Origin of the sequence: Pseudonocardia thermophila (genome assembly GCF_900142365.1) — a bacterium.
Classification (GTDB): Bacteria; Actinomycetota; Actinomycetes; order Mycobacteriales; family Pseudonocardiaceae; genus Pseudonocardia; species Pseudonocardia thermophila.
In genome coordinates this window covers 87,858-110,224 of record NZ_FRAP01000023.1, presented here as the reverse complement: position 1 = coordinate 110,224, position 22,367 = coordinate 87,858, and the positions used below count along the sequence as shown (strand labels likewise).

Genomic DNA, 22,367 nt, shown 5'->3' with positions numbered 1-22,367 from the left:
TCCTACGCGCAGTGATCACGGTCACGGGCCGTTGCGTCGGCGGCGGTGTCATGCCGACGTCCGGGGCACGCTGAGGTCCACCCCGGTGAGCTCGGCGGACAGCTCGAACAGCCGCCGGGCCACCGCGCGATCGTGTGCGGCGGCGCTGCACCCGACCGGCCGCGGCGCGCCGCGCAGCTGCGCCGGGCCGCCCGGGCCGACCACGGTGCCGCCGGGCAGGTCCGGGACCGTGGCGGCGTACAGGGTCGGCAGCGCCCCGTCCGCGGCCGGCTGGGCGAGCAGCCGGTTGCCCCAGCCCAGCAGCCGGCTCATGACCGGATCGGTGTGCGCCTGAAGGTTCGTCGCCGCGTACCCGGGGTGCGCGGCGAGCGAGCGCAACCGCGACCCGGCCGCCACGAACCGGCGCTCCAGCTCGAGCGCGAACACCAGGTTCGCCAGCTTCGACTGCGCGTACGCCTCCCACGTGCGGTAGCGGCGGCGCTCCCAGTTCGGGTCGTCGAGCCGGATCCGGCCGAAGCGGTGCATGAGGCTCGTCACCGTGACGACCCGGTCGGTCAGGCGGTCGAGCAGCAGCCCCGTCAGGGCGAAGTGGCCGAGGTGGTTCGTGCCGAACTGGATCTCGAACCCGTCGGCGGTGCGCCGGAACGGTACCCCCATCACCCCGGCGTTGTTGACCAGCACGTCGACCGGTCCGTCGAGCGCGTCGGCGAACGCGCGCACGGCGGACAGGTCGGCCAGGTCCAGTGCGCGGACCTCGACCGAGCCGCGCAGTCCGGCCGCGGCCGCCGCGCCCTTGGCGGTGTCGCGGCAGGCCATGACGACGTGCGCGCCCGCGGCCGCCAGCGCCTGCGCGGTGGCCAGACCGAGACCGCTGTTCGCCCCGGTGACGACGATCCGCCGGCCCGTTTGGTCCGGGATCTCCGCGGCGCTCCAGGCGGACGAGGACATGCTTCGACGATACGGACCGGAGCCCTGCGGCCGTCGCCGGATACGGTCCGTGTCCGGGACGTCCGGTTCGCCCGGCAGACTGGGCCCGTGCCTCCCGCTGCTGGCGCTGCCGCCGTCGTCCTGGCCGGCGGTACCGGATCCCGTGTCGGCGCCGCCGGCAACAAGGTGCTCCTCCCGCTGCGCGGGCGCCCGATGATCGCCTGGTCGGTCTCCGCGTTCACCGCGCTGCCCGAGTTCCGCACCGTCGTCCTCGTCGTCCGGGACGGGGAACAGGAACAGGCCCGCGCCGCCGTCGGGCCCGGGCCGCGCATCGTCGCCGGCGGGAAGGACCGCCAGCACTCCGAGCTCGCGGCGCTGCGTGCGCTGGCCGCGGAGATCCGGGCCGGGCAGATCGACGTCGTGCTGATCCACGACGGGGCCCGGCCGCTGGTCGGGACGGACCTGGTGCGTGAGGTGCTGCGGGTCGCGCGGGCCGACGGCGGGGCCGTGCCCGGCCTGCCGCGGCCGGGGCTCGCCGTCGCCGGGCCGGGGGACACGCTCACCGCTGCGGCCGATGGGCTCGTCGCTGTGCAGACCCCGCAGGGCTTCCGGGCGTCGGAGCTGCTCGACGCGTACGAGGCCGCCGCCGCGGACGGGTTCAGCGGCACCGACACCGCCGCCTGCGTCGCCCGCTACGCGCGCGGCCTCCCGGTGCGGTGGGTGTCCGGCAGCGCGCGCAACATCAAGGTCACGTACCCGCACGATCTGGTCGTGGCGGAGCGTCTGCTGAGCTAACCTCGGCTCCTCGCGGAGCGGGGGGTCGTCACGTGAGCATCGACGTACCGACGCGACCGCCCGACACCCACTCGGACGGGCTGCGCGACCGGCTGCGCGAGATCGCCCGCGGCGACGCCACCCCCGACCGGCTGCGCCGGGTGTGCGCGGTCCTCGTGCTCGGTTGCCTGATCGCAGGCGTCGCGAGCCTGGTGGCCGGCATCGAGCGGGCCCGCGCGGTCGCCGACGGCGGCGACCGCATCGGCGGCATCGTCGCCGACGCCGGCGCGGTCTACCGCCTGCTCGCCGACGCCGACGCGATGGCCACCAGCGGGTTCGTCTCCGGTGGGCAGGAGCCCCCGGCCGTGCGCGCCCGCTACGACGCCGACATCGCCCGTGCGTCGGCCCTCCTCGTCGACGCCGCGGCCAAGCTCCCGGCGGGTGATCCGGCCGCCGCCGCGGTGACCACGCTGGCGGAGGAGCTGCCCGTCTACACCGCGCTCGTCGAGACGGCGCGGGTGCACAACCGGCAGAACCTGCCGCTCGGGCAGTCGTACCTGACGACGGCGTCGAGGCTGATGACGGCGGAGCTGCTGCCGGCCGCGGACACGCTGCGGGAGCTGCAGACCGCGCTGCTGCGGGACCGGCTCGCGTCCGCAGGGGACGTCCCGTGGGCGCCGGTGATCACGCTGGTGGCCGCGCTCGCCGCCGTCGTGGACGTGTCGGTGCGGGAGAGCCGGCGCACGAACCGGGTGTTCAGCCCGGGGCTCGCCGTCGCTGGCGGGGCGCTCGTCGTGGCGCTGGTGTGGTGGGCCGGGGCAGCCGTCGTCTGCCGGGCGGAACTGGCCGACGCGGACCGGCACGTGAGCGTCGCGGACGCGCTCGAGGACGCGGGGACCGCGGTGCTGCAGGCGCGCAGCAACGAGAGCCTGGTGCTGGTGGCGCGCAACAGCGGCACCGCCGACGCGGGCTACGTCGAGCAGATGGAGAAGGTGCTCGGCCCGCACGGGCGGGGCGGGTTGCTCGCCGCCGCCGCGGCCGCGGCCGATCCCGGGGCGACGGCCGGGATCGACGAGATCCGCGCGGCGGCCGAAGCCTGGCAGACGGCGCACCGGACCGTGCGTGCGCTGGACGACGAGGGGCGCTACGCCGAGGCCGTCGCGTCCGCGGTGGGGACCGGACCCACGACGTCGGGCAGTCGGTTCGACCGGCTCGACGCCGAGCTGTCGGAGGCCCTCGCCGCCGAGCGGGTGGCGTTCGCCGATGCGACGGGCACCGCGGGGACCGCGCTGACCGGGATCAGCGGCGGGCCCGCGGTGCTCGCGCTCGTCGCCGCGGTGGGGGCCGTCGCCGGGCTGGGGCGACGGATCGGAGAGTACCGATGAGCCGGGCCACGGTCTCGTCGGTGAACGTCCGCCGGCCGCTGCTGTACGTGATCGTCGGTGCGGTGCTGGCGCTGGCCGGCTCGCTCGTGCCGGCCTCGAGGCCGGCCGCGGGCGGTGCGGCGGAGCCCCCGGCGCAGGCGGTTCCCGGTGTGGGCGCGCCGTCGCCGGCGCCGTGCACGGAGGTGGAGGACAGCCTGCGGCCCGGGCCGCTGCCGCCGCCGGGGGCGATGCCGGTCGGGTCGACGATGGCGGCGATCGCCGAGCGCGGGCGGCTGCGGGCCGCCGTCGACCAGGGCAAGTACCGGGTCGGCTTCCGCAACCCCGCGACGGGCGAGCTGGAGGGTTTCGACATCGACGTCGCCCGAGCCATCGCCCAGGCGATCTTCGGTGACCCGGACCGGATCCAGTTCGTCGTGGTCGACATCGCCGACCGGGCGTCCGTCGTCGCGTCGGGGCAGGCCGACGTCACCGTCAACACGTTCACGGTGACGTGCGCGCGCCAGCAGGTGGTGTCGTTCTCCGCGCCGTACTTGACGGCGACGCAGCGGCTGCTCGTGCCGCGGGGGAGCGGGATCCGGGAGATCGAGGACCTCGCCGGGCGGACGGTGTGCACGTCGGCGGGCTCGGTCACCGTCGACGTGCTGAGGCGGACCGACGGCGTGCGGGTCGTCGCGCTGCCCGGCATCCCCGACTGCGTCGTCGAGCTGCAGGCCGGGCGGGTGCAGGCGGTGTCGAGCGACGACGTCGTCCTCGCCGGCCTCGCCGCCCAGGACCCGCAGACCGAGGTCGTCGGCCGCGCCCTCGACTCCGCCCGCTACGCCGTCGCCGTGCCGAAGGGGGCCGACGACATGGTGCGGTTCGTCAACGGGGTGCTGGAGCGGGCGCGCGCGGACGGGTCGCTGGAGGCGAGCAGGCGGGCGTGGCTGGGTGAGGTCCTCGATCCCCTCCCGACCATCCCGCCCCCGGCGTACCGCGACTGACGCGAGTTGCCCCGACGGGCCTGGCGAGTTGCCCCGACGGGCCCGGCGAGTTGCCCCGTGCGAGTGCGCGAGATGCCCCGTGGAGGTCGGCGAGTTGCCCCCGCGGGAACGGTGAGTTCGCCCGCGACGGCCGACACGTTTCCCCGAGGTTGTCAAGTAGCCGCCGGTTCGGGACGTCGACCTGTCCCCATGTGCCCCAGGGCGTCCACAGATCGTCGAGATCGTCCCCGTTCTCGAACGGCGCGACTCACGGTGGGCCTATGCAGATCACCGCCGCCGGGCTGCACGGCGCACACCTGCGGGCCGACCTCGCCGCGGAGTTCGGCACACACCGGGTGAAGTCGGCGCTCGCCACCGGCGAGCTACGTCCTCTGTGGAGGTTCGTTGTGGTCGCCGCGGACCGCTGGCTGGATCCGCTGACCCGCGGCGCCGCAGCACTGCTGCTCGCCGGCACCGATGCCGCGTTGTCCGGTCCGACCGCGACGACGTTGCACGGCTGCCGGGCGCTGACCGCGGCGAACACCCACATCACCGTCCGGCCGGGGCGCACCTTCAAGCCTCGTCCGGGGCTGGTCGTCCACCACTGCGGGATGTTCACGCGCGACGTCGTCGACGTGGAGGGCCTACGCGTCCTCTCGCTCGACCGCACGGTGGCCGATCTGCTGTGCACGGCCCGGCCGGAGGACGCGCTCACCGTCGCCGACGAGGCGCTGCGCCTGGCCGGCCCCGACGCGGATGTCCTGCGCAAGCAGATCGCCGGCAAGATCCGTCGCCGGCTGGATCCGCGAGGAACCGTGCGGGGAGGCAATCTCCTCGACCTCGCGTCGTCCCGATCGCTGTCACCGGCGGAGAGCCGGTTCCGCTGGAAGCTCGTGGACGCGGGGTTCCCGCTCCCGGAGGTGAACTGGGAGCTCACCGCGCTCGACGGGACGGTGATCTGCATTCTTGACCTGGCCTGGCCGTCGGTGCGGATCGCAGCGGAGTACGACGGATATGCGGCACACGCCGGTCGGGCGGCCGAGGACCAGGCGCGCGAGGAGGACCTGCGCAGGCGCGGATGGATCGTCGTCCGGGCGTCGGCGGCCGACCTCGCCAGCCCGGAGAGGTTCGAGCGCGAGCTGCGGGCAGCGTTCGCGCAGCGCGGCTACACCTGGCGGTAGAGCGGTACGCCGGCGCGTCCCGGTCAGGGAGCCTCGGCGTGCCGCTCGGGACGACTCAGTCTCCCGTTCCGGGCGACTCGTCGCGCTCCGCGGGCCAACTCGTCGATCCGTCCGGGGCAACTCGCCGCACCCCGGCGGGCAACTCGCCGGCTTCTTCGGGACAACTCGCGCTACCCCGAGGGGAAACTCGCCCGGCTGGAAGGTCGAACGCTGGAAGGTCGAACTCGGCTCTCACGCGTCGACGGGCATCACGACCACAGTGACGTTGTCCCGGCCGCCGCAGTCGAGCGCGTACTGCGCCAGCTCGGTGGCCATCTCGATCGGGGAGGCCCCGGCCGCGTACGCGGCGCTGGCGAGGTCGGCGGCCGCCGGCAGGTAGTTCCACAGCCCGTCGCTGCACAGCAGCAGCACCCCGGGCCCGTCCGGCGCGAACCGGGTGACGCTCGGGGCGTCGCTCGCGTCCGCCCCCATCCAGCGGGTGATGGCGTGCGCCCGCGGATCGGCCGCGGCCGTCTCCGCGTCGAGCTCGCCGAGCGCCACGATCTCCACCGCCCACGAGTGGTCGGTCGTGAGGGCAGCGCTGGCCCGCCCGCCGCCGGGCGCGGTCAGCCAGTACGCGCGGCTGTCTCCCACCCACGCCACCGTGATCTCCGGCCGGTCCCCGAGCTCGACGAACCCCGCCACCAGCGTGCACGACGGCGCCCCGCGGGCGGAGTCGTAGGGCAACAGCGCGATCGCCTTCGCCGCCGCCGATACGGCGTCCTGGATGTGCACGTTCGCCGGGGTCTCCGGATCCCGCGCGCCCAGTAGCACGTCGAGCGCCGCCGTGGCCGCGGCCCGCGCCGCCAGCTGCGGCCGGTCGACGCTCGACACCCCGTCGCACACGACGGCGGCCAGCACACCCGGCGCCTCGGCCGTGGCCTCGCGGACCCCGAGCGCCATCGCGTCCTCGTTGCGCGCGTGCAGCAGGCCCCGGTCGCTGACCCCGGCGATCGTGCCCAGATCGATCTCGACGTGGTCGGTGCCGTCGTCGCGCAGCGCCCCGCAGTCGGGGCAGGACTGGTCGCCGGGATCAGCCGGGTCCGGTTCCCCGACCTCGTGCCCGCAGCTGCGGCACACCCCGCTGACCGTGACGAGGTCGGACGTGGCTCCGCGCCGCACGAGGAGCCCGCCGCCGCAGCCCGCGCAGAACCGGTCGTCCGGTCGCGCTCGTTCACCGCAGAGCGGACAGCTGCGCGCGCTCACGTCAACGTCCTCGGCCGCACGGCGTTGGCCCGGTCGACCAGCGCGATCCGTTCGGCGCGGTCGGTGGTGAGCCGCGCCCACGTGCGCAGGCACCGCTCCAAGCCCGCGCGCAGGTCGGGTTCGCGCCACTCGCACCCGAGGAACCGCGGCCCGCCGGCGGGGCGCAGCGCGATCGCGGCGTCGAGCAGGGTGGTGCGGACCCGGTTGGCGGTGGCCGGGTCGAGGGGCAGCCGCTCCACCCGGGCCGCGCAGGCCCGCAGCTCCGGCTCCCCGGCGCCGACGAGCATCGCGGCCTCGACGGCGGCGAGCTGCGCGGCGACGTGGAGGGCGGAGGTCTCCGGGATCGCGTCGAGCGCGGCGATCGCCCCGTCCCGGTCGCCCGCCCGCAGCGCCGCGCGAGCCCGGCCGAACGCGGCGTCGGCGATCTGCGGGTCGGTCAGTGCGACCCGCGTGTAGAACGGGCCGGCGAGATCGTCGCTCCCGGCGCACTCGGCGGCCGCGGCCAGCGCCAGCTTCGGCGCGATCTCCCCGGGCAGCGTCGAGTACACGACGTCGAAGCGGGCGCACGCGGCGGCGGGATCGCCCGCCACGAGCGCGGCGATGCCCCGCCACCAGTCCTGCCGCCAGTCCCCGGGCTCCTCGACGGCCAGCCGGGCGAGCACCTCGTGGGCGGCGCCGGGGTCACCCGCCTCCAGGTGGGCCCGCACCAGCCGCAGCCGAAGCTCGGTGCTCGGCTCCGCGGTCGCCTCGACGATCCGCAGCACCGCCGCCCGGTCCAGATCCGCGGACGCGACGATCGCCGCCGCGGGATCGTCACCGTCGGCGAGCGGGATCGGCAGGGCGGCCGCGACCCGGGCGGGATCGGGCCGCCCTAACCCGTCCGGCCCGGCGAGCAGACCGGCGGCGAACGTGCCGCGGGGCGGCCCGAACACCGTCGACACGCCCGGCCGGGGCTGCCCGTCCTCGGTGGCGAGCACCTCCCGCAGCACCCCGGCGAGCTGGTCGTGCATCTCGTCGGCCGACGCGAACCGGCGCAGCGGATCGGGATCGGTGGCGCGGCGCAGCAGCCGGTGGAACGACTCGTGGCGCACCAGCACGGGATGATCGGCCGGCAGCTCCGTGGGCCTGCCGTCCTCCGTCGGGTTCATGCCCAGCGCCAGCACAGCCAGCGTGCGGCCCACCGTGTGGATGTCGGACTGCACCGACGGGCCGTGCGTTGCGATCTCCGGCGCCTGGTAGCCGAGGGTGCCGAACACCGCCGAGCGGCGGTCGTCGGCCCGGATCACCGCGCCCAGGTCGATCAGCTTCACCTGCCGGTCGTACTGGATCACGTTGTCCGGCTTGAAGTCGCAGTACACCAGACCCAGCCCGTGCAGGTAGCCGAGCGCGGGCAGCATCTCCAGCGCGTACGCGGCGGCTTGGCCGACCGGCAGCGGTTCGTAGCTCCCGTCCGGCCGCCGGCGGTCCTGGAGCAGCTGCCGCAGCGAGCGGCCACCCACGTACTCCATGACGATGTAGCCGACGGGGTGGCCCTGCTCGTCGGGGTGCTGCACGAAGTTGAAGATCGACACGATGTTCGGGTGGCTGACCTGGGCGAGGAACTTCTTCTCCGCAACGGCCGCAGCCATCGCGTCGGCGTCGCCGGCGTCGAGCAGCCCCTTCAGGACGCACCACCGGTCCTCGACGTTCCGGTCGATCGCCAGGTAGATCCAGCCCAGTCCGCCGTGGGCCAGACAACCCTGCACCTCGTACTGGCCGGCGACCAGCGTGCCCGGGGCGAGCTTGGGAGTGAAGTCGAACGGGGTGCCGTCCTTCGGGCACGCCCCCCTCGCGGGGCCCGGCCGTCCGTCCTCGCTGCGCCCCACCGGGCCGCCGCACTTGCTGCAGAACCGCTTGTCCTCGGCCACCTGCGGATCGGCGAGCAGCGCGCCGGCCGGGTCGCGCATCGGCACCGGCGGGACGTCGACGAGCCCGGCACCCAGCCGCCCGCGCCCCGTGCTGCCGGTGCTGCGCCCGGACGCCCGCCGCGACGGCCGGCTCGACGCCTCCAGTTCCGAGCGGGCCGTGGGGGAGTGGGCGGCGGTGCCGCCGAGATCGGCCTGCGTGGCCTGCCCCTCGATCATCGCGTCCCCCTGTCCTGCGGCTGCGAGACTAACCCGCAGGATCGACGGTTCGCGGCGACGAACGACCGAATCCCCGCGCGACCGAGTGGATCACCCGTCCGGGAGTGCCGACGTCAGCAGTGCTGCCGTCCGCCGGCGGCGCAGCGCCCGCCCGGACCGCGACGCCGTCCGCGCACCGGCGTCGATCGCGGCTCCCGTCGACGAGCACGCGCGGCATCAGGGCGGCTGTCGGCGCTGCTCGGCGGAGCTGGCAGTGTCGGTGACCCGTGTCGATCACCCTGTGTCGGTAAACCCGTGTCGATCACCTCCACGGGGTCGAACTGCACCAGGTCAGCGGCGCGCCCCGGTTCGACGAGGCCGCGACCGCGCGGCCCAGCCGGACCAGCGCGGCGTCGCCGACGGACGCCACGACAGGCGTGTGGCCGAGGACCTCGGTCGCCACGTCCTGGCCGAGCACGCCGGAGTCCGTCGGCGTCGATCTCCCGATCGGCGGCAGCGGCGATCTCGCCGATCGCCGCGATGCGGACGTCGGCGAGCAGGACGTCGGCGAGCAGGACGTCGGCGCGGAAGCGCTCGGTCTCGTGCCTCGACGGCGGTGTCGCGGCGGATCAGGGTGGCAGCAGAGCCGGTGCACATCAGTGCCGGTGCACAGCAGAACCACGTCCGCACAGCTCGATCACGACCGGGGTCGTCGCCCACGCCGTGGGTGATCGGGATCCACTGCCACTTGTCCAGCACCGTGCAGGGGTGCGAGACCCCGAGCCGCACGACGTCGCCGACGGCCAGCGGATCGGCCGGGTCGAGCCGCAGGAACGCGTGCTGGTCGGCGAGCTCGGTGATCTCTCCGCTGACCGGTCGGGTCGGGGCCCCGAGCCCGGGCGCGGTGAGCTGCGGCTCGGGCAGGCCGAAGTCGAAGCTCAGGTCGTGGCGGCCGCCGTCGAGCAGCGCGAGCCCTGGTTCCGGGCAGGGGACGACCCGGCCCGCTGCAGCACGGGGCTCGCGTCGATCGCCGCGGCGACGGACAGCGCGGTGGCGCGGTCGCGGTGCGGCCGCCGACGGCACCCAGCTCCACCAGCACTTCCCACGGGCGGCCGGGGCCCAGCCCGGCAGCGGTGGCGACGACGGTGGCGGGGGAGTCGGCCCAGACGAGCACGCTCGGCTCGGGATCGGCGTCGAGGGCGGTGCGCAGCCACGCCAGCCCGACCGGGTCGACGACGGCGTTCGCGATCAGTACCCGTTCGACGCCTGCGGCCACCCGAACCTGCGACCAGGTGGCCACGGTGATGCCCCCCGCCCCGGCGGCCAGCTGCTGGTGCCAGACCGCGGGCGACCTCGTCGTCCTGCCGTGCGGGGCGAGCGCGAGCCCGCGGGCGCGGCACCACTCGGCGAGCCGGGTGGTGTTCGCGTCCAGGGCGGGTCCGGTCAGCTCCAGCAGCGGGGTGCCGAACGCCGAGTGGCGGGACGGGTGGCCAGGAACTCGGCGACGGTGGCGCCGACGGTGGCCTCCGGCAGGGACTTCTCGCGGCCCAGGCGATCGTCGGCCGTCCGATCCTGCGTCGCAGCGGTCACACCCGCGATCCTCGCCCGCGGGATTGGTACCCCTGCGCCGCCCCGCCCGGCGGCCGCCATGACAGGGTGGTGTCGTGACTCCGGCAACCCTGTGGACCGTCATCGCCGTCGTCGCCGTGGTGGTGCTCGTCGCGCTCGTGGCCGGGCTGGTGCTGTACCGGCGGCGGCGCATCAGCCTCCGCGACGCCGAGCAGCTGGAGCGCGGTGGGGACACTGCGCTCGCCCCGCCGCGGAAGGCCAACGAGTACAAGGCGGGCGGCGGCATCGACTTCTCCGCGGGCACCGCCACCCCGCCCGCGCAGAAGCCGGTGCCGCCGCGCCCGCGCCCGCCGAAGCCCGAGGCGGCGCCGCCGGTCGAGAAGGCACCGGTCGAGAAGGCACCGGTCGAGAAGGCACCGGAGACGAAGCCCGCCGAGCCAGCTCCGGCACCCGAGGCCGCAGCACCCGAGGCCCCGGCGGAACCCACCCCGGCGGAACCCACCCCGGCTGACCAGACCCCTGAGGAGCAGGCGCTCGAGGAGAGGGCCCCGGAGGAGAGGGCCCCGGAGGAGAAGGCCCCCGAGAAGGCGCCGGAACTCGAACCGCAACCCGCCCCGGCGGCCGCCGCGCCCCCGGCCCCGACCGAGGAGATCGCCCCCACCGAGGGCCGCCTCGAACGGCTGCGCGGGCGCCTGGCCCGCTCCCGCTCCGGCCTGGGCCAGAGCCTGCTCGGCCTGCTCGGAGCGGGCGAGCTGGACGACGAGTCGTGGGAGGACGTCGAGGCCACGCTGCTGGCCGCCGACCTCGGCCCGGAGATGACCGCCGAGCTCATCGACACCTTGCGCACCGAGCTGGCCGCCCGCGCTGTGCGCACCGCCGACCAGGCCAAGCAGCTGCTGCGCGAGGTACTGATCGAGGCGCTGCGCCCCGAGCTCGACCGCTCCGTGCGCGCCCTGCCGCACGACGGCCGCCCGGCCGTGCTGCTGGTCGTCGGCGTGAACGGCACCGGCAAGACGACCACCACCGGCAAGCTCGCGCGCGTGCTCGTGTCGAACGGGCACAAGGTCGTGCTGGGCGCCGCCGACACCTTCCGGGCCGCGGCGGCCGAGCAGCTCGCCACGTGGGGCGAGCGGGCCGGGGCGACGGTGATCCGCGGTCCTGAGGGCGCCGATCCGGCGTCCGTGGCGTTCGACGCGGTCAAGCGGGGCACCGAGGAGGGTGCTGACGCGGTCCTGCTCGACACGGCGGGCCGGCTGCACACCAAGACCGGCCTGATGGACGAGCTGGGCAAGGTGAAGCGCGTGGTGTCCCGCCAGTCCCAGGTCGATGAGGTCCTGCTCGTCCTCGATGCGACCACCGGGCAGAACGGCCTCACCCAGGCGCGGGTCTTCGGCGACGTGGTCGACGTCACCGGGGTTGTGTTGACGAAGCTCGACGGCACGGCCAAGGGCGGCATCGTGTTCCGGGTCCAGCGGGAGCTGGGGGTGCCGGTGAAGCTGGTCGGCCTGGGTGAAGGCCCCGATGACCTGGCGCCTTTCGAGCCGGCCGCGTTCGTCGAGGCCCTGTTGTCCTGATCACCGCGTCGATCACGACGGTGTCACGGCGATCGCACAGGAGGATTGCGTAATCCCGATGTAACTCATGCGGCGGTTTCGTTCACGATGGCGCAACATCGGCACACCGTGGCCGAAACATGGCAATCGGAAGCTTCCCCGCGATGCCGCACCCCTTCGACGGTTCTGCGGCGGAGACGGGAGGGAGTTCCGTGGACACCGGCGATACCGCTTGGATGTTGACCAGCGCCGCATTGGTGCTGTTTATGACCCCGGGTCTGGCGCTCTTCTACGGCGGCATGGTCCGTAGCAAGAGCGTCCTGAACATGATGATGATGAGCCTGTCGGCGATGGGGCTCATCGGCGTCCTGTGGGTGCTGTACGGCTACTCGATCGCGTTCGGCAACGACGTGGGCGCCGGCCTGCTGGGCAACCCGGGCCAGTTCCTCGGCCTGCAGGGGACGTTCGGCGGCACCTACGTCGGTGAGGACGGCGCGCCCGCCGACATCCCGCTGGTCGGCACGATCCCGGCCACGGTGTTCGTCGCGTTCCAGGGAATGTTCGCGATCATCACGGTCGCCCTGATCTCGGGTGCCGCGGCCGACCGGCTGCGCTTCGGCCCGTGGCTGCTGTTCGCCGGCCTGTGGGCGACGATCGTGTACTTCCCGGTGGCGCACTGGGTCTTCGCGTTCGACGGGACCACGGCCGGTGAGGACAGCAAGGGTGGCTGGATCGCCAACACCCTGGCGGCCGTCGACTTCGCCGGGGGTACGGCGGTGCACATCAACGCCGGTGCGGCCGCGCTGGCGCTGGCCATCGTGCTCGGCAAGCGCCGTGGGTGGCCGAAGGAGCCGATGCGTCCGCACAACCTGCCGATGGTCATGCTCGGCGCCGGCATCCTGTGGCTCGGCTGGTTCGGCTTCAACGCCGGTTCGGCCGCGGGTGCCAACGGCGTCGCCGGCATCACGTTCGTCAACACCGTCGTGGCCACCGCTGCCGCGATGCTCGGTTGGCTGATCACCGAGCGCATCCGCGACGGCAAGCCCACCAGCCTCGGTGCGGCGTCGGGCATCGTCGCCGGCCTGGTCGCGATCACCCCGTCCTGCTCGGCGGTCGACCCGATCGGCGCGATCATCATCGGCGTCGTCGCGGGTGTGCTCTGCGCACTGGCCGTGGGCCTGAAGTACCGCCTCGGTTACGACGACTCGCTCGACGTCGTGGGCGTCCACCTCGTCGGTGGTCTGGTGGGCACGATCCTCATCGGCTTCCTGGCCACCTCGGCGGCCCCGGCCGGTGTGGACGGCCTGTTCTACGGCGGCGGCGCCGACCAGCTGTGGCGCCAGATCGTCGGTGCCCTGGCCGTGACCGTGTTCTCCTTCGTGGTCAGCCTGATCATCGCCTACATCGTGAAGGCGATCACCGGTCTGCGCGCGACGGAGGAGTCCGAGATCGCGGGCATCGACGAGGGCGAGCACGCCGAGACCGGTTACGACTTCTCGAGCCTCCGCGGCGGCGGTGGGCTGAACGCATCGTCCCTGTCTGCGGCCAGGGGGTCGCAGGACACCGTCACCGCGGGCAAGGAGAGCTGACAGATGAAGCTGGTCACGGCGATCGTCAAGCCGTTCGTCCTGGAGGACGTGAAGGGCGCGCTCGAGCAGATCGGCGTCCTGGGCATGACCGTCAGCGAGGTCCAGGGGTACGGCCGCCAGAAGGGCCACACCGAGGTCTACCGCGGCGCCGAGTACTCCGTCGACTTCGTCCCGAAGGTCCGCGTGGAGGTCGTCACCGACGACACCCAGGTGGACAAGGTCGTCGACGCGGTGGTCGAGGCCGCCCGCACCGGCAAGATCGGTGATGGGAAGGTCTGGGTCACCCCCGTCGAGAGCGTGATCCGGGTCCGCACCGGGGAGCGCGGGACCGACGCCATCTGATCGTTCGACCGGCCGGGGCCCGCCGCACGACCGTGCGGCGGGCCCGCGGCCGCTTGTGAGGCAAGACGGGCAGACCGGGCGAACCGCCCGCTGCCCGTGGAATCCGGCGGCGGGACGGGGAGGATCGGGTGACGACGGTGCAGGTCACGGCGATCGCCCCGGCTGCGCCGCACATCGGGAAACGGGGTGCCGGAGCACTGTGAGTGCGGCTGTGGCGTCGGGGGACGCAGGGGACCTGGTCAAGGCGAAGGCGGTGCTGCTCGACCCCGGTCCGGGGAAGAAGCGGCTCAGCCCGGAGGCTCTGCGTGCTGCACTGGTCGATCTGCACGACTTCTGGCTCTCCTCGCGAGCTGCGGCGATCGGGCTCACCGAGCGCGCCGCGCTGGTCGCGGTGGGGGCACTCGGTAGGCGTGAGCTCGCGCCGTACTCCGATCTGGATCTCGTCCTGCTGCACGACGGCCGCAAGGACGTCGAGCGGCTCGCCGACGCGCTGTGGTACCCGCTCTGGGACGCCGGCATCGGGCTCGACCACTCGGTCCGCACGCCCGGGCAGGCCGTGCAGGTGGCGGCGACGGACCTGAGAGCGGCGTTCGGCCTGCTGGAGGCCCGGCACATCGCCGGGGACGCCGCGCTGACCGACAAGGTGCGCAACGCGGTCCGCCAGGCGTGGCGGGCCGGCATCCGCACCCGCTACGACGAGATCGCCGACTCCGCGCGGACCCGCTGGGCCAAGGTCGGCGACGTCGCCCACCGCGTGGAGCCGGACCTGAAGAACGGCCACGGCGGGCTGCGCGACGTGCAGCTGCTCGATGCGCTCGCCGCCGCGCAGCTGATCGACCGCCCGGCCGCCGACGTGACCGAGGCCCGGCGGCTGCTGTTGGACGTGCGCACCGAGCTGCACCGGCTGGCCGGCCGGGCGCGCGACGTGCTGCGCGCGCAGGACGCCGACGAGGTGGCTGCGGCACTGGAGATCGCCGACCGGTTCGAGCTGGCCAGGGCGTTGTCCGGGGCGGCGCGCTCGGTGGCGTTCGCGGCCGAGGTCGGGCTGCGCTCGGCGCGCGCGGCCCTGCCGCGTCGCGGGCTGGCCGCGCTGCGCCGCGCCCCGGTGCGTCGCCCGCTCGACACCGGTGTGGTCGAGCACGGGGGTGAGGTGGCGCTGGCCCGCGACGCCAGCGCGGCCCGCGATCCCGCGTTGATGCTGCGGGTGGCGGCCACGGCGGCCCGCACGGGTTTCCCGATCGCCGCCGGCACCCTGCACCGGCTCGCGGACACCGCGCCCGAGCTGCGGGAACCGTGGCCGAAGGCGGCGCTGGGCGAGCTGCTGTCGCTGCTGGGCGCCGGAAAGCCGATGGTGGACGTCGTCGAGTCGCTGGACCGCACCGGGCTGTGGGGGCGGCTGTTCCCCGAATGGGGGGCGGTGCGCGACCTGCCCCCGCGCGACCGCGCGCACGTGTGGACCGTCGACCGACACCTGGTGGAGACGGCCGCGCAGGCCGCCCGGCTCACCACCCGCGTCGCGCGCCCGGACCTGCTGCTCGTCGGGGCGCTGCTGCACGACATCGGCAAGGGCCGCGGCGGGGACCACTCGGTGGTGGGGGAGTCGCTGGCGCTGCAGATCGGCCGCCGACTGGGCTTCCCCGAGCCGGACGTGACCATGCTCGGCGCGGTGGTCCGCCACCACCTGCTGCTCCCGCACACGGCCACCCGGCGCGACCTCGACGATCCCGCCACGATCGCCCGCGTCGCCGAGACGCTCGGCGCGGAGGTCGGCGCCTCGCAGGCCGGGCTGCTGCTGGGCCTGCTGGAGGCGCTCGCCGAAGCGGACGCGCTGGCGACCGGGCCCGGTGTGTGGAGCCCGTGGAAGGAGCAGCTGATCGGCGATCTCGCCCGCCGCTGCCGCACGTTCCTGGCCGGTGAGCCGCTGCCGGCGCCCGCGGCGACCACCGAGGCGGAGACCGAGCTCGCCGCCTCGGTGGTCGTGGAGGGCCGCCCGCAGCTCGTCGTCACCGAGTCGGGCTCCGACGAGCCGGCCACCGTGGCCATCGCGATGCTCGACCGCGGCGGGTCGCTGTCGGCGGCGGCCGGGGTGTTGGCGCTGCACTCGCTGGAGGTGCATGCCGCCGAGCTGCGGACCGTCCGGTCGGGGGACACCGAGGTAGCGGTGTTCACCTTCACGACGTCGCCGCGGTTCGGCCGCATGCCCGATCCGGCGCTGATGCGCTCCGACCTGATCCGCGTCCTCGACGGCGGCCTCGCTCTGGAGGAGGCGCTGGCCCGCAAGGAGCGCGACTACGCCCCGACGATCCCCGCGGCGGAGACCGCTCCGGCCCGGGTGCTGTGGTTCGACGACGAGGCGAGCGGGGCCGTGGTGCTCGAGCTGCGCGGCACCGACCGCATCGGGCTGCTGCACCGGGTGGCCGCCGCGCTGGAGAAGTCCGGGGTCGACCTGCGCTGGGCGCGGGTGTCCACCCTGGGTTCCTCGGTCGTCGACTCGTTCTGCCTGGAGTCCGCGCCGGACGGCGACCGGCGGCGGATCGAGGAGGCCGTCCTCGCCGCCGCCGCGCCGGGCTGAGCGGGTCGGGCTGAACGGGTCAGTCGCGGGGGTGGTAGGTCTCGGCCCGCTCCCGCACCCCCGGCTCGCCGGTCGTGTCCACCGCGATCTCGGCGACCTCGACCTCGTCGAGGTCGGGCTCACCGGCGTGCTCGGCGGCGGCGTTCCTCAGCTGCTGGTCGGCCGCGGCGAGCAGTGCGTGCCCGGTGCGCAGCACGGCGATCGCCGCCAGCACGGTCGCGGCGCCGACGTAGAACGGCACGTGCACGTTGATGTGCTCGGCGAGCAGGCCCGCGGCGAACGGGGCGAGGCCGCCGCCGATGAAGCGGATGAACCCGTACGCCGCGGAGGCGACGGGCCGGTCGACCGGTGCGACGAGCATGACGGCCTGGGTGGTGAGCGTGTTGTTGACGCCGATCAGCGCCCCTGAGGCGATCACGCACACGATCAGCACCGCCGGTGCCGACGTGAACGCGGCGATGACGGCGAGCACGATCGCGAACAGCAGCAGGTTGACGTAGAGGACCGGCGCGGTACCGAACCGCAGCTGCAGCCGGGGCGCGACGAGCACCGAGAAGATCGCCACGAGCACCCCCCACGCGAAGAACACCGCGCCCAGCTCGTAGATCGACAGCCCCATCGGGAACGGGACGTAACCGAGCATGGTGAAGAAGCCCCAGTTGTAGAGCAGGGCGGCCAGGCTCATGACGAGCAGCCCCCGGTGGCGCAGGGCGGCGATCGGCTCGACGATCGAGCCGCGGCGGGCCGGACGCGGGGTGGCCGGCACGAACGCCAGGGTGGCGACGAGCGCGATCGCCATCATCACGGAGACGCCGAAGAACGGGCCGCGCCAGCTGATGTCGCCCAGCACGGCGCCGACCAGCGGGCCACCGGCGATGCCGATGCCCAGCGCGGTCTCGTAGAGCACGATCGCGCCGGCGAACCCGCCCGTGGCGGCGCCGACGATGACCGCGAGGGAGGTGGCGATGAACAGCGCGTTGCCCAAGCCCCAGCCGGCCCGGAAGCCGATGATGCCGCCGATCGAGTCGGAGGCGCCGGCGAGGCCGGCGAACACCACGATCAGCACGAGGCCGGCGACGAGCGTGTTCTTGGCGCCGATGCGGCTGGAGACCCAGCCGGTGACCAGCATCGCGACCGCGGTGACGACGAGGTAGCTGGTGAACAGCAGGGTGACCTGGCTGGGTGAGGCCTGCAGCTGCTCGGAGAGCGCCGGGAGGATCGGGTCGACGAGGCCGATCCCCATGAAGGAGATGACGCAGGCGAACGCGACCGCCCAGACGGCGCGGGGTTGACGGAACGGGCTGGCGGAACGGCCAGACGCAGAAGCCATGGAAAGGTTGTATAGCACAGCTAATTAAATGCGGGCGAGGGGGAAGCGCAGGCCGGCGGCGCGCCCGGAAGGCGGCCCGGTCGGGTGGCGGTGGTACCGCGGGCGGCAGCTGGATCGATAGGGTGCCCGGGCCCGTCGTGAGCGAGGAGTGCACCCGATGAAGCTGGTCACCGCCATCGTCAAGCCCTTCGCCCTCGGTGACGTGCGGGCCGCCCTCGAACAGCTCGGCGTGCTGGGGATGACCGTCTCGGAGGTCCAGGGCTACGGGCGGCAACGTGGGCACACAGAGGTCTACCGGGGTGCCGAGTACTCCGTCGACTTCGTCCCGAAGGTCAAGATCGAGATCGTGGTCCGCGCCGAGGAGCTCGAGAAGGTCGTCGACGCGGTCGCCGGCGCGGCGCGCACCGGCAAGATCGGCGACGGCAAGGTGTGGGTGACCGACGTCGAGCAGGTCGTGCGCGTGCGGACGGGGGAGCGCGGCGCCGACGCCCTGTAGTGGCCGGGGCGGACCTGTGGCCGGGCCCGGACCAGTAGGCTGGTTCGGGTGTTCGACACCCTCTCCGACCGCCTCTCCGGAGCGCTGGCCAACCTCCGGGGCAAGGGTCGCCTCTCCGAGGCCGACATCGACGCCACCGCGCGGGAGATCCGCATCGCGCTGCTGGAGGCGGACGTCGCGCTGCCCGTGGTGCGCTCGTTCATCGCGCGCGTCAAGGAGCGCGCCAAGGGTGCTGCGGTGTCGGAGGCGCTCAACCCGGCCCAGCAGGTCGTCAAGATCGTCAACGAGGAGCTCATCGCGATCCTCGGCGGCGAGACCCGCAGGCTGGCGTTCGCCAAGGAACCCCCGACGGTCATCATGCTGGCCGGTCTGCAGGGTTCCGGTAAGACCACCCTCGCCGGGAAGCTCGCGGCCTGGCTGAAGAAGCAGGGGCACACCCCGCTGCTGGTGGCCTGCGACCTGCAGCGGCCCAACGCGGTCAACCAGCTGCAGATCGTCGGCGAGCGGGCCGGCGCCACCACGTTCGCTCCCGAGCCCGGCAACGGCGTGGGCGACCCGGTGGACGTGGCCCGCCGAGGTGTCGAGTTCGCCCGCGAGAAGCTCTACGACGTCGTCATCGTCGACACCGCCGGTCGGTTGGGCGTCGACGAGGAGATGATGCGCCAGGCCGCGGACATCCGCGACGCCGTGCAGCCGCACGAGATCCTCTTCGTCGTCGACGCCATGATCGGTCAGGACGCCGTCACGACGGCCGAGGCGTTCCGCGACGGCGTCGGCTTCACCGGCGTGGTGCTGACCAAGCTCGACGGCGACGCGCGCGGTGGTGCCGCGCTCTCGGTGCGCGAGGTCACCGGGCAGCCGATCCTGTTCGCGTCGAACGGCGAGAAGCTCGCCGACTTCGACGTCTTCCACCCGGATCGGATGGCCAGCCGCATCCTCGGGATGGGTGACCTGCTCACCCTGATCGAGCAGGCCGAGCAGGTCTTCGACAAGCGCAAGGCCGAGGAGACCGCTCACAAGCTCGGCACCGGCGAGCTGACCCTCGAGGACTTCCTCGAGCAGATGCAGGCCATCCGCAAGATGGGCCCGATCGGCAACATCCTGGGCATGCTGCCGGGCGCCAACACCGCGCAGATGAAGCAGGCGCTCGCCCAGGTCGACGACAAGCAGCTCGACCGGTTGCAGGCGATCATCCGCGGCATGACCCCCGAGGAGCGGGCCAACCCGAAGATCATCAACGGGTCGCGGCGGCTGCGCATCGCCAACGGGTCGGGCGTCACCGTCGGCGAGGTCAACGACCTGGTCAACCGCTTCTTCGAGGCGCGCAAGCAGATGAAGGCGATGGCCGGCCAGTTCGGGTTCGGCACGCGCAGCGCGACCAAGAAGCAGGCCAAGCCGCGCAAGGGCAAGAAGCAGAAGGGGGTCAAGCGGGGTCCCACGCCGCGGGCCGGCGCCGCGCCGTTCGGCATGCCGGACCTGTCGAACCTGCCGCCGTCGCTGCGCGAACTGCCACCGGGGCTCGACCAGCTGCCACCCGGGTTCGATCCCTCGAAGCTGAAGTTCCCGAAGGGGAAGTGACGGATGTACCGGCTGCACGGTGTGGTGCTCGGGCCGGACGGTGAGGAGCGGTCGGCCGACCTGTACGTCGGTGGGGACGGCCGCGTCGCCGACGGGCCGATCGCTGCAGCGGAGACCCTGCTCGACCGCGGTTACATCGTCCCGGGCCTGGTCGACGCCCACTGCCACGTCGGGCTCGGCCCCGGCGGCCCCGTCGACCTCGACGAGGCGGCCGCGCAGGCCGCCCGGGACCGCGACGCGGGCGCGCTGCTGCTGCGCGACTGCGGCTCGCCGGTCGACACCCGGCCGCTGCAGGAGCGCGCGGACCTGCCGGAGATCATCCGGGCCGGCCGGCACATCGCCCGGCCGAAGCGCTACATCCGCGGGCTCTCGATCGACCTCGATGAACCCGGGACCCTGCCGGACGCCGTGGCGGAACAGGCCGCGGCGGGCGACGGCTGGGTGAAGCTCGTCGGCGACTGGATCGACCGCGACGAGGGCGATCTCGCCCCGCTGTGGCCGGACGACGTGCTGGCCGCCGCCGTCGACGCCGCCCACGCCGCCGGGGCGAGGGTCACCGCGCACGTGTTCGCCACGAGTGCACTACCCGGCCTGATCCGGGCCGGCATCGACTGCATCGAGCACGGCACCGGCCTCACCGACGACCTGATCGCCGAGATGGCCGAGCGGGGCACCGCGCTCGTGCCCACCCTGATCAACGTCGACACGTTCCCGAGGATCGCGGACTCCGCGACCCGGTTCCCGGTCTACGCCGACCACATGCGCCGGCTGCACGCAGGCGCGCGCGAGGTCGTGCGGAAGGCGGTCGAGGCCGGGGTGCCGGTGTACGCCGGCTCCGACGCGGGCGGCGGGATCGCCCACGGCCGGATCGTCGACGAGGTCCGCGCGCTGCACGAGGCCGGCCACCCCGACGCGCTCGGCGCGGCCAGCTGGGCGGCCCGGCGGTGGCTGGGCCGGCCGCTGCTGGAGCCGGGTGCTCCGGCCGATCTTCTCGTGTGCCGGGAGGATCCGCGCGGGCGCCCGGACGTGCTCGCGGAGCCAGCGCTTATCATGCTGCGCGGACGCGTCGTCGGCGGGAGCGGTCGGTAGTCCGGACCGGCTCCCGGGCGGGACGAGCCGTCTGGCAGAATGAACGACCGGCTGCGGTCGGCCCTCTACTAGCCGCGCCCTCAGACCTCGAGACGCGTCGCACGTACCCCACGCGCGCTGCGCGGACTCATGCCGAGAACCACAGACCTGCGAGGAGCACCAAACAGCGTGGCCGTCAAGATCAAGCTGACGCGTCTGGGCAAGATCCGCCAGCCCTACTACCGCATCGTCGTCGCCGACTCCCGGACCCGCCGTGACGGCCGGGCGATCGAGACCATCGGCAAGTACCACCCGAAGAACGAGCCGAGCCTCATCGAGGTGAACTCCGAGCGGGCGCAGTACTGGCTGAGCGTGGGCGCGCAGCCCACCGAGCCGGTCAAGAAGCTGCTCGAGATCACCGGCGACTGGCAGAAGTTCAAGGGGCTGCCCGGCGCTGAGGGCTCCCTCAAGCCCCAGCCGGAGAAGGTCGACAAGCTGGCCCGGTTCCAGGCTGCGCTCGCCGAGGCCAACCAGGAGCCCACCACCGAGGCCGTGACCCCGAAGAAGAAGGCCGACCGGCGCGCCAAGGACGAGGGGGCAGCCAGCGACGCCGCGGCCTCTGAGTCCGCGGCGAGCGAGTCGTGAGCGTCCTGGCCGACGCTCTCGAACACCTGGTCCGCGGCATCGTCGACCATCCGGACGACGTACGGGTGGACCTGGTGACCACCCGTCGCGGCCGCACGCTCGAGGTCCGGGTGCACCCCGATGACCTCGGCAAGGTCATCGGCCGCGGCGGCCGTACCGCAACTGCCCTGCGCACCGTCGTCGGCGGGATCGGCGGCAAGGGTGTGCGGGTCGACGTCGTGGACACGGACCGCTGACAACGACGGACAGATCCCAGCAGTTCCTCGTCGGCATCGCCGTGCGGGCACACGGCCTGCACGGCGACGTCGTCGTGGAGGTCAGGACCGACTCCCCGGGGGAGCGCTTCGCCCCGGGCAGCTCGCTCATCGCGAGCCGGCCCGGCAGCCCTCCCGGCACCCTGACCGTCACCTCGGCGCGGCCGCACTCCGGGCGGTTGCTCGTCCGGTTCGCCGAGGTCCCCGACCGCACCGCGGCCGAGCAGCTGCGCGGCACCCGGCTGCTCATCGACGCTGACCAGGTCAAGCCCGCCGACGATCCCGACGAGTTCCACGTCCACCAGCTCGAGGGCATGCGGGTCGAGCTGACCGACGGGACCCCGGTCGGCACCGTCCGCGAGGTGACCTTCGGCCCCGGTGGCGATCTCCTCGTCGTCGCGCGCCCTGAGCGAACCGACGCGCTCGTCCCCTTCGTGAAGGCCATCGTCCCGACCGTGGACGTGCAGGCCGGTCGGATCGTCATCGATCCTCCCGAGGGGCTACTCGACCTCGGTTCGTCAACCTAGGTTGACAACCACTGTTCGTCAACGTGGGTTGACGGCATGACGGATGCGACAGAGGTGGCGGCCGCCGCCACGAGCCGGGACCCCGCGATCGGCCTCGCGGCCGTCGCGTCCCTGCGGGAGCTCCTCGAGTCGTTGGAGGAGCTGCAGGTCGGCAACGCCCGCGCACAGGGCTGGTCGTGGCAGCAGATCGCCGAGTCGCTGCGTGTCTCGAAGCAGGCGGTGCACAAGAAGTACCGCCGCCTCGGGTACTGACCGGCACGAGGGGAGCGGG

At 73.8% G+C, this 22,367-nt stretch carries 21 protein-coding genes and 1 pseudogene; 15 read left to right on the top strand and 7 right to left on the bottom strand.

Features of this window, described 5'->3' with window-relative positions; all coding sequences use genetic code 11:
* Positions 1–48 precede the first annotated feature (48 nt).
* Positions 49–948, bottom strand: coding sequence for an oxidoreductase (locus BUE41_RS25420; protein WP_073459844.1), 900 nt, complete (start codon positions 946–948; stop codon positions 49–51).
* Positions 949–1,035: 87 nt separating this feature from the next.
* Here BUE41_RS25420 and BUE41_RS25415 point away from each other — a divergent pair, with 87 nt between their 5' ends.
* The 4 genes from BUE41_RS25415 (at position 1,036) to BUE41_RS25400 (ending at position 5,226) form a co-directional block, all read left to right on the top strand.
* Positions 1,036–1,722 (top strand): IspD/TarI family cytidylyltransferase, encoded by a 687-nt coding sequence (locus BUE41_RS25415; RefSeq protein ID WP_073459843.1) that lies wholly within the window; start codon positions 1,036–1,038, stop codon positions 1,720–1,722.
* A gap of 32 nt (positions 1,723–1,754) precedes the next feature.
* Positions 1,755–3,086, top strand: a complete 1,332-nt coding sequence (locus BUE41_RS25410; protein WP_084755815.1) for a hypothetical protein — start codon at positions 1,755–1,757, stop codon at positions 3,084–3,086.
* Positions 3,083–4,066, top strand: a complete 984-nt coding sequence (locus BUE41_RS25405; RefSeq protein WP_073459842.1) for a glutamate ABC transporter substrate-binding protein — start codon at positions 3,083–3,085, stop codon at positions 4,064–4,066. The genes BUE41_RS25410 and BUE41_RS25405 overlap by 4 nt, the downstream gene beginning before the upstream one ends.
* Before the next feature lie 260 nt (positions 4,067–4,326).
* Positions 4,327–5,226: a hypothetical protein gene (locus BUE41_RS25400; protein ID WP_084755813.1), complete on the top strand. Its 900-nt coding sequence runs from the start codon at positions 4,327–4,329 to the stop codon at positions 5,224–5,226.
* A gap of 231 nt (positions 5,227–5,457) precedes the next feature.
* On the opposite strand, the gene BUE41_RS25395 is transcribed toward BUE41_RS25400, so the two are convergent.
* The 5 genes and pseudogenes from BUE41_RS25395 to BUE41_RS32225 all read right to left on the bottom strand — a co-directional run bounded on the left by BUE41_RS25395 (position 5,458) and on the right by BUE41_RS32225 (position 10,163).
* A complete protein-coding gene (locus BUE41_RS25395) occupies positions 5,458–6,471 on the bottom strand; it encodes a protein phosphatase 2C domain-containing protein (RefSeq protein WP_073459841.1) in 1,014 nt (337 codons plus the stop codon).
* Positions 6,468–8,594 carry a serine/threonine-protein kinase gene (locus BUE41_RS25390; protein WP_073459840.1) on the bottom strand — a complete coding sequence of 709 codons (2,127 nt, stop codon included), beginning with the start codon at positions 8,592–8,594 and terminating at the stop codon, positions 6,468–6,470. Before BUE41_RS25390 ends, BUE41_RS25395 begins: the two co-directional genes overlap by 4 nt.
* A gap of 301 nt (positions 8,595–8,895) precedes the next feature.
* The gene (locus BUE41_RS32235) at positions 8,896–9,051 is read right to left on the bottom strand and encodes a hypothetical protein (protein ID WP_234997572.1); all 156 of its coding nucleotides are present in this window, start codon (positions 9,049–9,051) and stop codon (positions 8,896–8,898) included.
* Positions 9,052–9,362: 311 nt separating this feature from the next.
* Positions 9,363–9,656, bottom strand: a pseudogene (locus BUE41_RS32230) (amino acid deaminase); the annotation flags it as partial.
* Positions 9,657–10,016: 360 nt separating this feature from the next.
* Positions 10,017–10,163, bottom strand: a complete 147-nt coding sequence (locus BUE41_RS32225) for a hypothetical protein (protein WP_234997568.1) — start codon at positions 10,161–10,163, stop codon at positions 10,017–10,019.
* Between the two features lie 74 nt (positions 10,164–10,237).
* On the opposite strand from BUE41_RS32225, the gene ftsY reads away from it, so the two are divergent.
* The 4 genes from ftsY (at position 10,238) to BUE41_RS25365 (ending at position 16,198) form a co-directional block, all read left to right on the top strand.
* A complete protein-coding gene (gene ftsY / locus BUE41_RS25380) occupies positions 10,238–11,716 on the top strand; it encodes a signal recognition particle-docking protein FtsY (RefSeq protein WP_073459838.1) in 1,479 nt (492 codons plus the stop codon).
* Between the two features lie 245 nt (positions 11,717–11,961).
* Positions 11,962–13,284: an ammonium transporter gene (locus BUE41_RS25375; RefSeq protein ID WP_407691685.1), complete on the top strand. Its 1,323-nt coding sequence runs from the start codon at positions 11,962–11,964 to the stop codon at positions 13,282–13,284.
* Between the two features lie 3 nt (positions 13,285–13,287).
* Positions 13,288–13,626, top strand: coding sequence for a P-II family nitrogen regulator (locus BUE41_RS25370; RefSeq protein ID WP_073459836.1), 339 nt, complete (start codon positions 13,288–13,290; stop codon positions 13,624–13,626).
* 199 nt (positions 13,627–13,825) lie between these two features.
* On the top strand, positions 13,826–16,198 hold the full coding sequence (locus BUE41_RS25365; RefSeq protein WP_073459835.1) for a [protein-PII] uridylyltransferase: 2,373 nt from the start codon (positions 13,826–13,828) through the stop codon (positions 16,196–16,198).
* 19 nt (positions 16,199–16,217) lie between these two features.
* Here BUE41_RS25365 and BUE41_RS25360 read toward each other — a convergent pair whose 3' ends face one another.
* Complete coding sequence (locus tag BUE41_RS25360; protein WP_084755811.1) at positions 16,218–17,528, bottom strand: MFS transporter; 1,311 nt, start codon at positions 17,526–17,528, stop codon at positions 16,218–16,220.
* Positions 17,529–17,685: 157 nt separating this feature from the next.
* Here BUE41_RS25360 and BUE41_RS25355 point away from each other — a divergent pair, with 157 nt between their 5' ends.
* From BUE41_RS25355 to BUE41_RS25325, 7 genes are all read left to right on the top strand, one after another.
* Positions 17,686–18,024 carry a P-II family nitrogen regulator gene (locus tag BUE41_RS25355; protein WP_073459863.1) on the top strand — a complete coding sequence of 113 codons (339 nt, stop codon included), beginning with the start codon at positions 17,686–17,688 and terminating at the stop codon, positions 18,022–18,024.
* 48 nt (positions 18,025–18,072) lie between these two features.
* Positions 18,073–19,602 carry a signal recognition particle protein gene (ffh, locus tag BUE41_RS25350; RefSeq protein ID WP_073459834.1) on the top strand — a complete coding sequence of 510 codons (1,530 nt, stop codon included), beginning with the start codon at positions 18,073–18,075 and terminating at the stop codon, positions 19,600–19,602.
* A 3-nt stretch (positions 19,603–19,605) separates the two neighbouring features.
* A complete protein-coding gene (locus BUE41_RS25345) occupies positions 19,606–20,691 on the top strand; it encodes an amidohydrolase family protein (protein WP_073459833.1) in 1,086 nt (361 codons plus the stop codon).
* Between the two features lie 168 nt (positions 20,692–20,859).
* Positions 20,860–21,315, top strand: a complete 456-nt coding sequence (gene rpsP / locus BUE41_RS25340) for a 30S ribosomal protein S16 (protein ID WP_073459832.1) — start codon at positions 20,860–20,862, stop codon at positions 21,313–21,315.
* The gene (locus BUE41_RS25335) at positions 21,312–21,551 is read left to right on the top strand and encodes an RNA-binding protein (RefSeq protein ID WP_073459831.1); all 240 of its coding nucleotides are present in this window, start codon (positions 21,312–21,314) and stop codon (positions 21,549–21,551) included. The genes rpsP and BUE41_RS25335 overlap by 4 nt, the downstream gene beginning before the upstream one ends.
* Positions 21,548–22,096: a ribosome maturation factor RimM gene (gene rimM, locus BUE41_RS25330; protein ID WP_073459830.1), complete on the top strand. Its 549-nt coding sequence runs from the start codon at positions 21,548–21,550 to the stop codon at positions 22,094–22,096. The genes BUE41_RS25335 and rimM overlap by 4 nt, the downstream gene beginning before the upstream one ends.
* Before the next feature lie 36 nt (positions 22,097–22,132).
* On the top strand, positions 22,133–22,348 hold the full coding sequence (locus tag BUE41_RS25325) for a helix-turn-helix domain-containing protein (protein ID WP_073459829.1): 216 nt from the start codon (positions 22,133–22,135) through the stop codon (positions 22,346–22,348).
* Positions 22,349–22,367 lie beyond the last annotated feature (19 nt).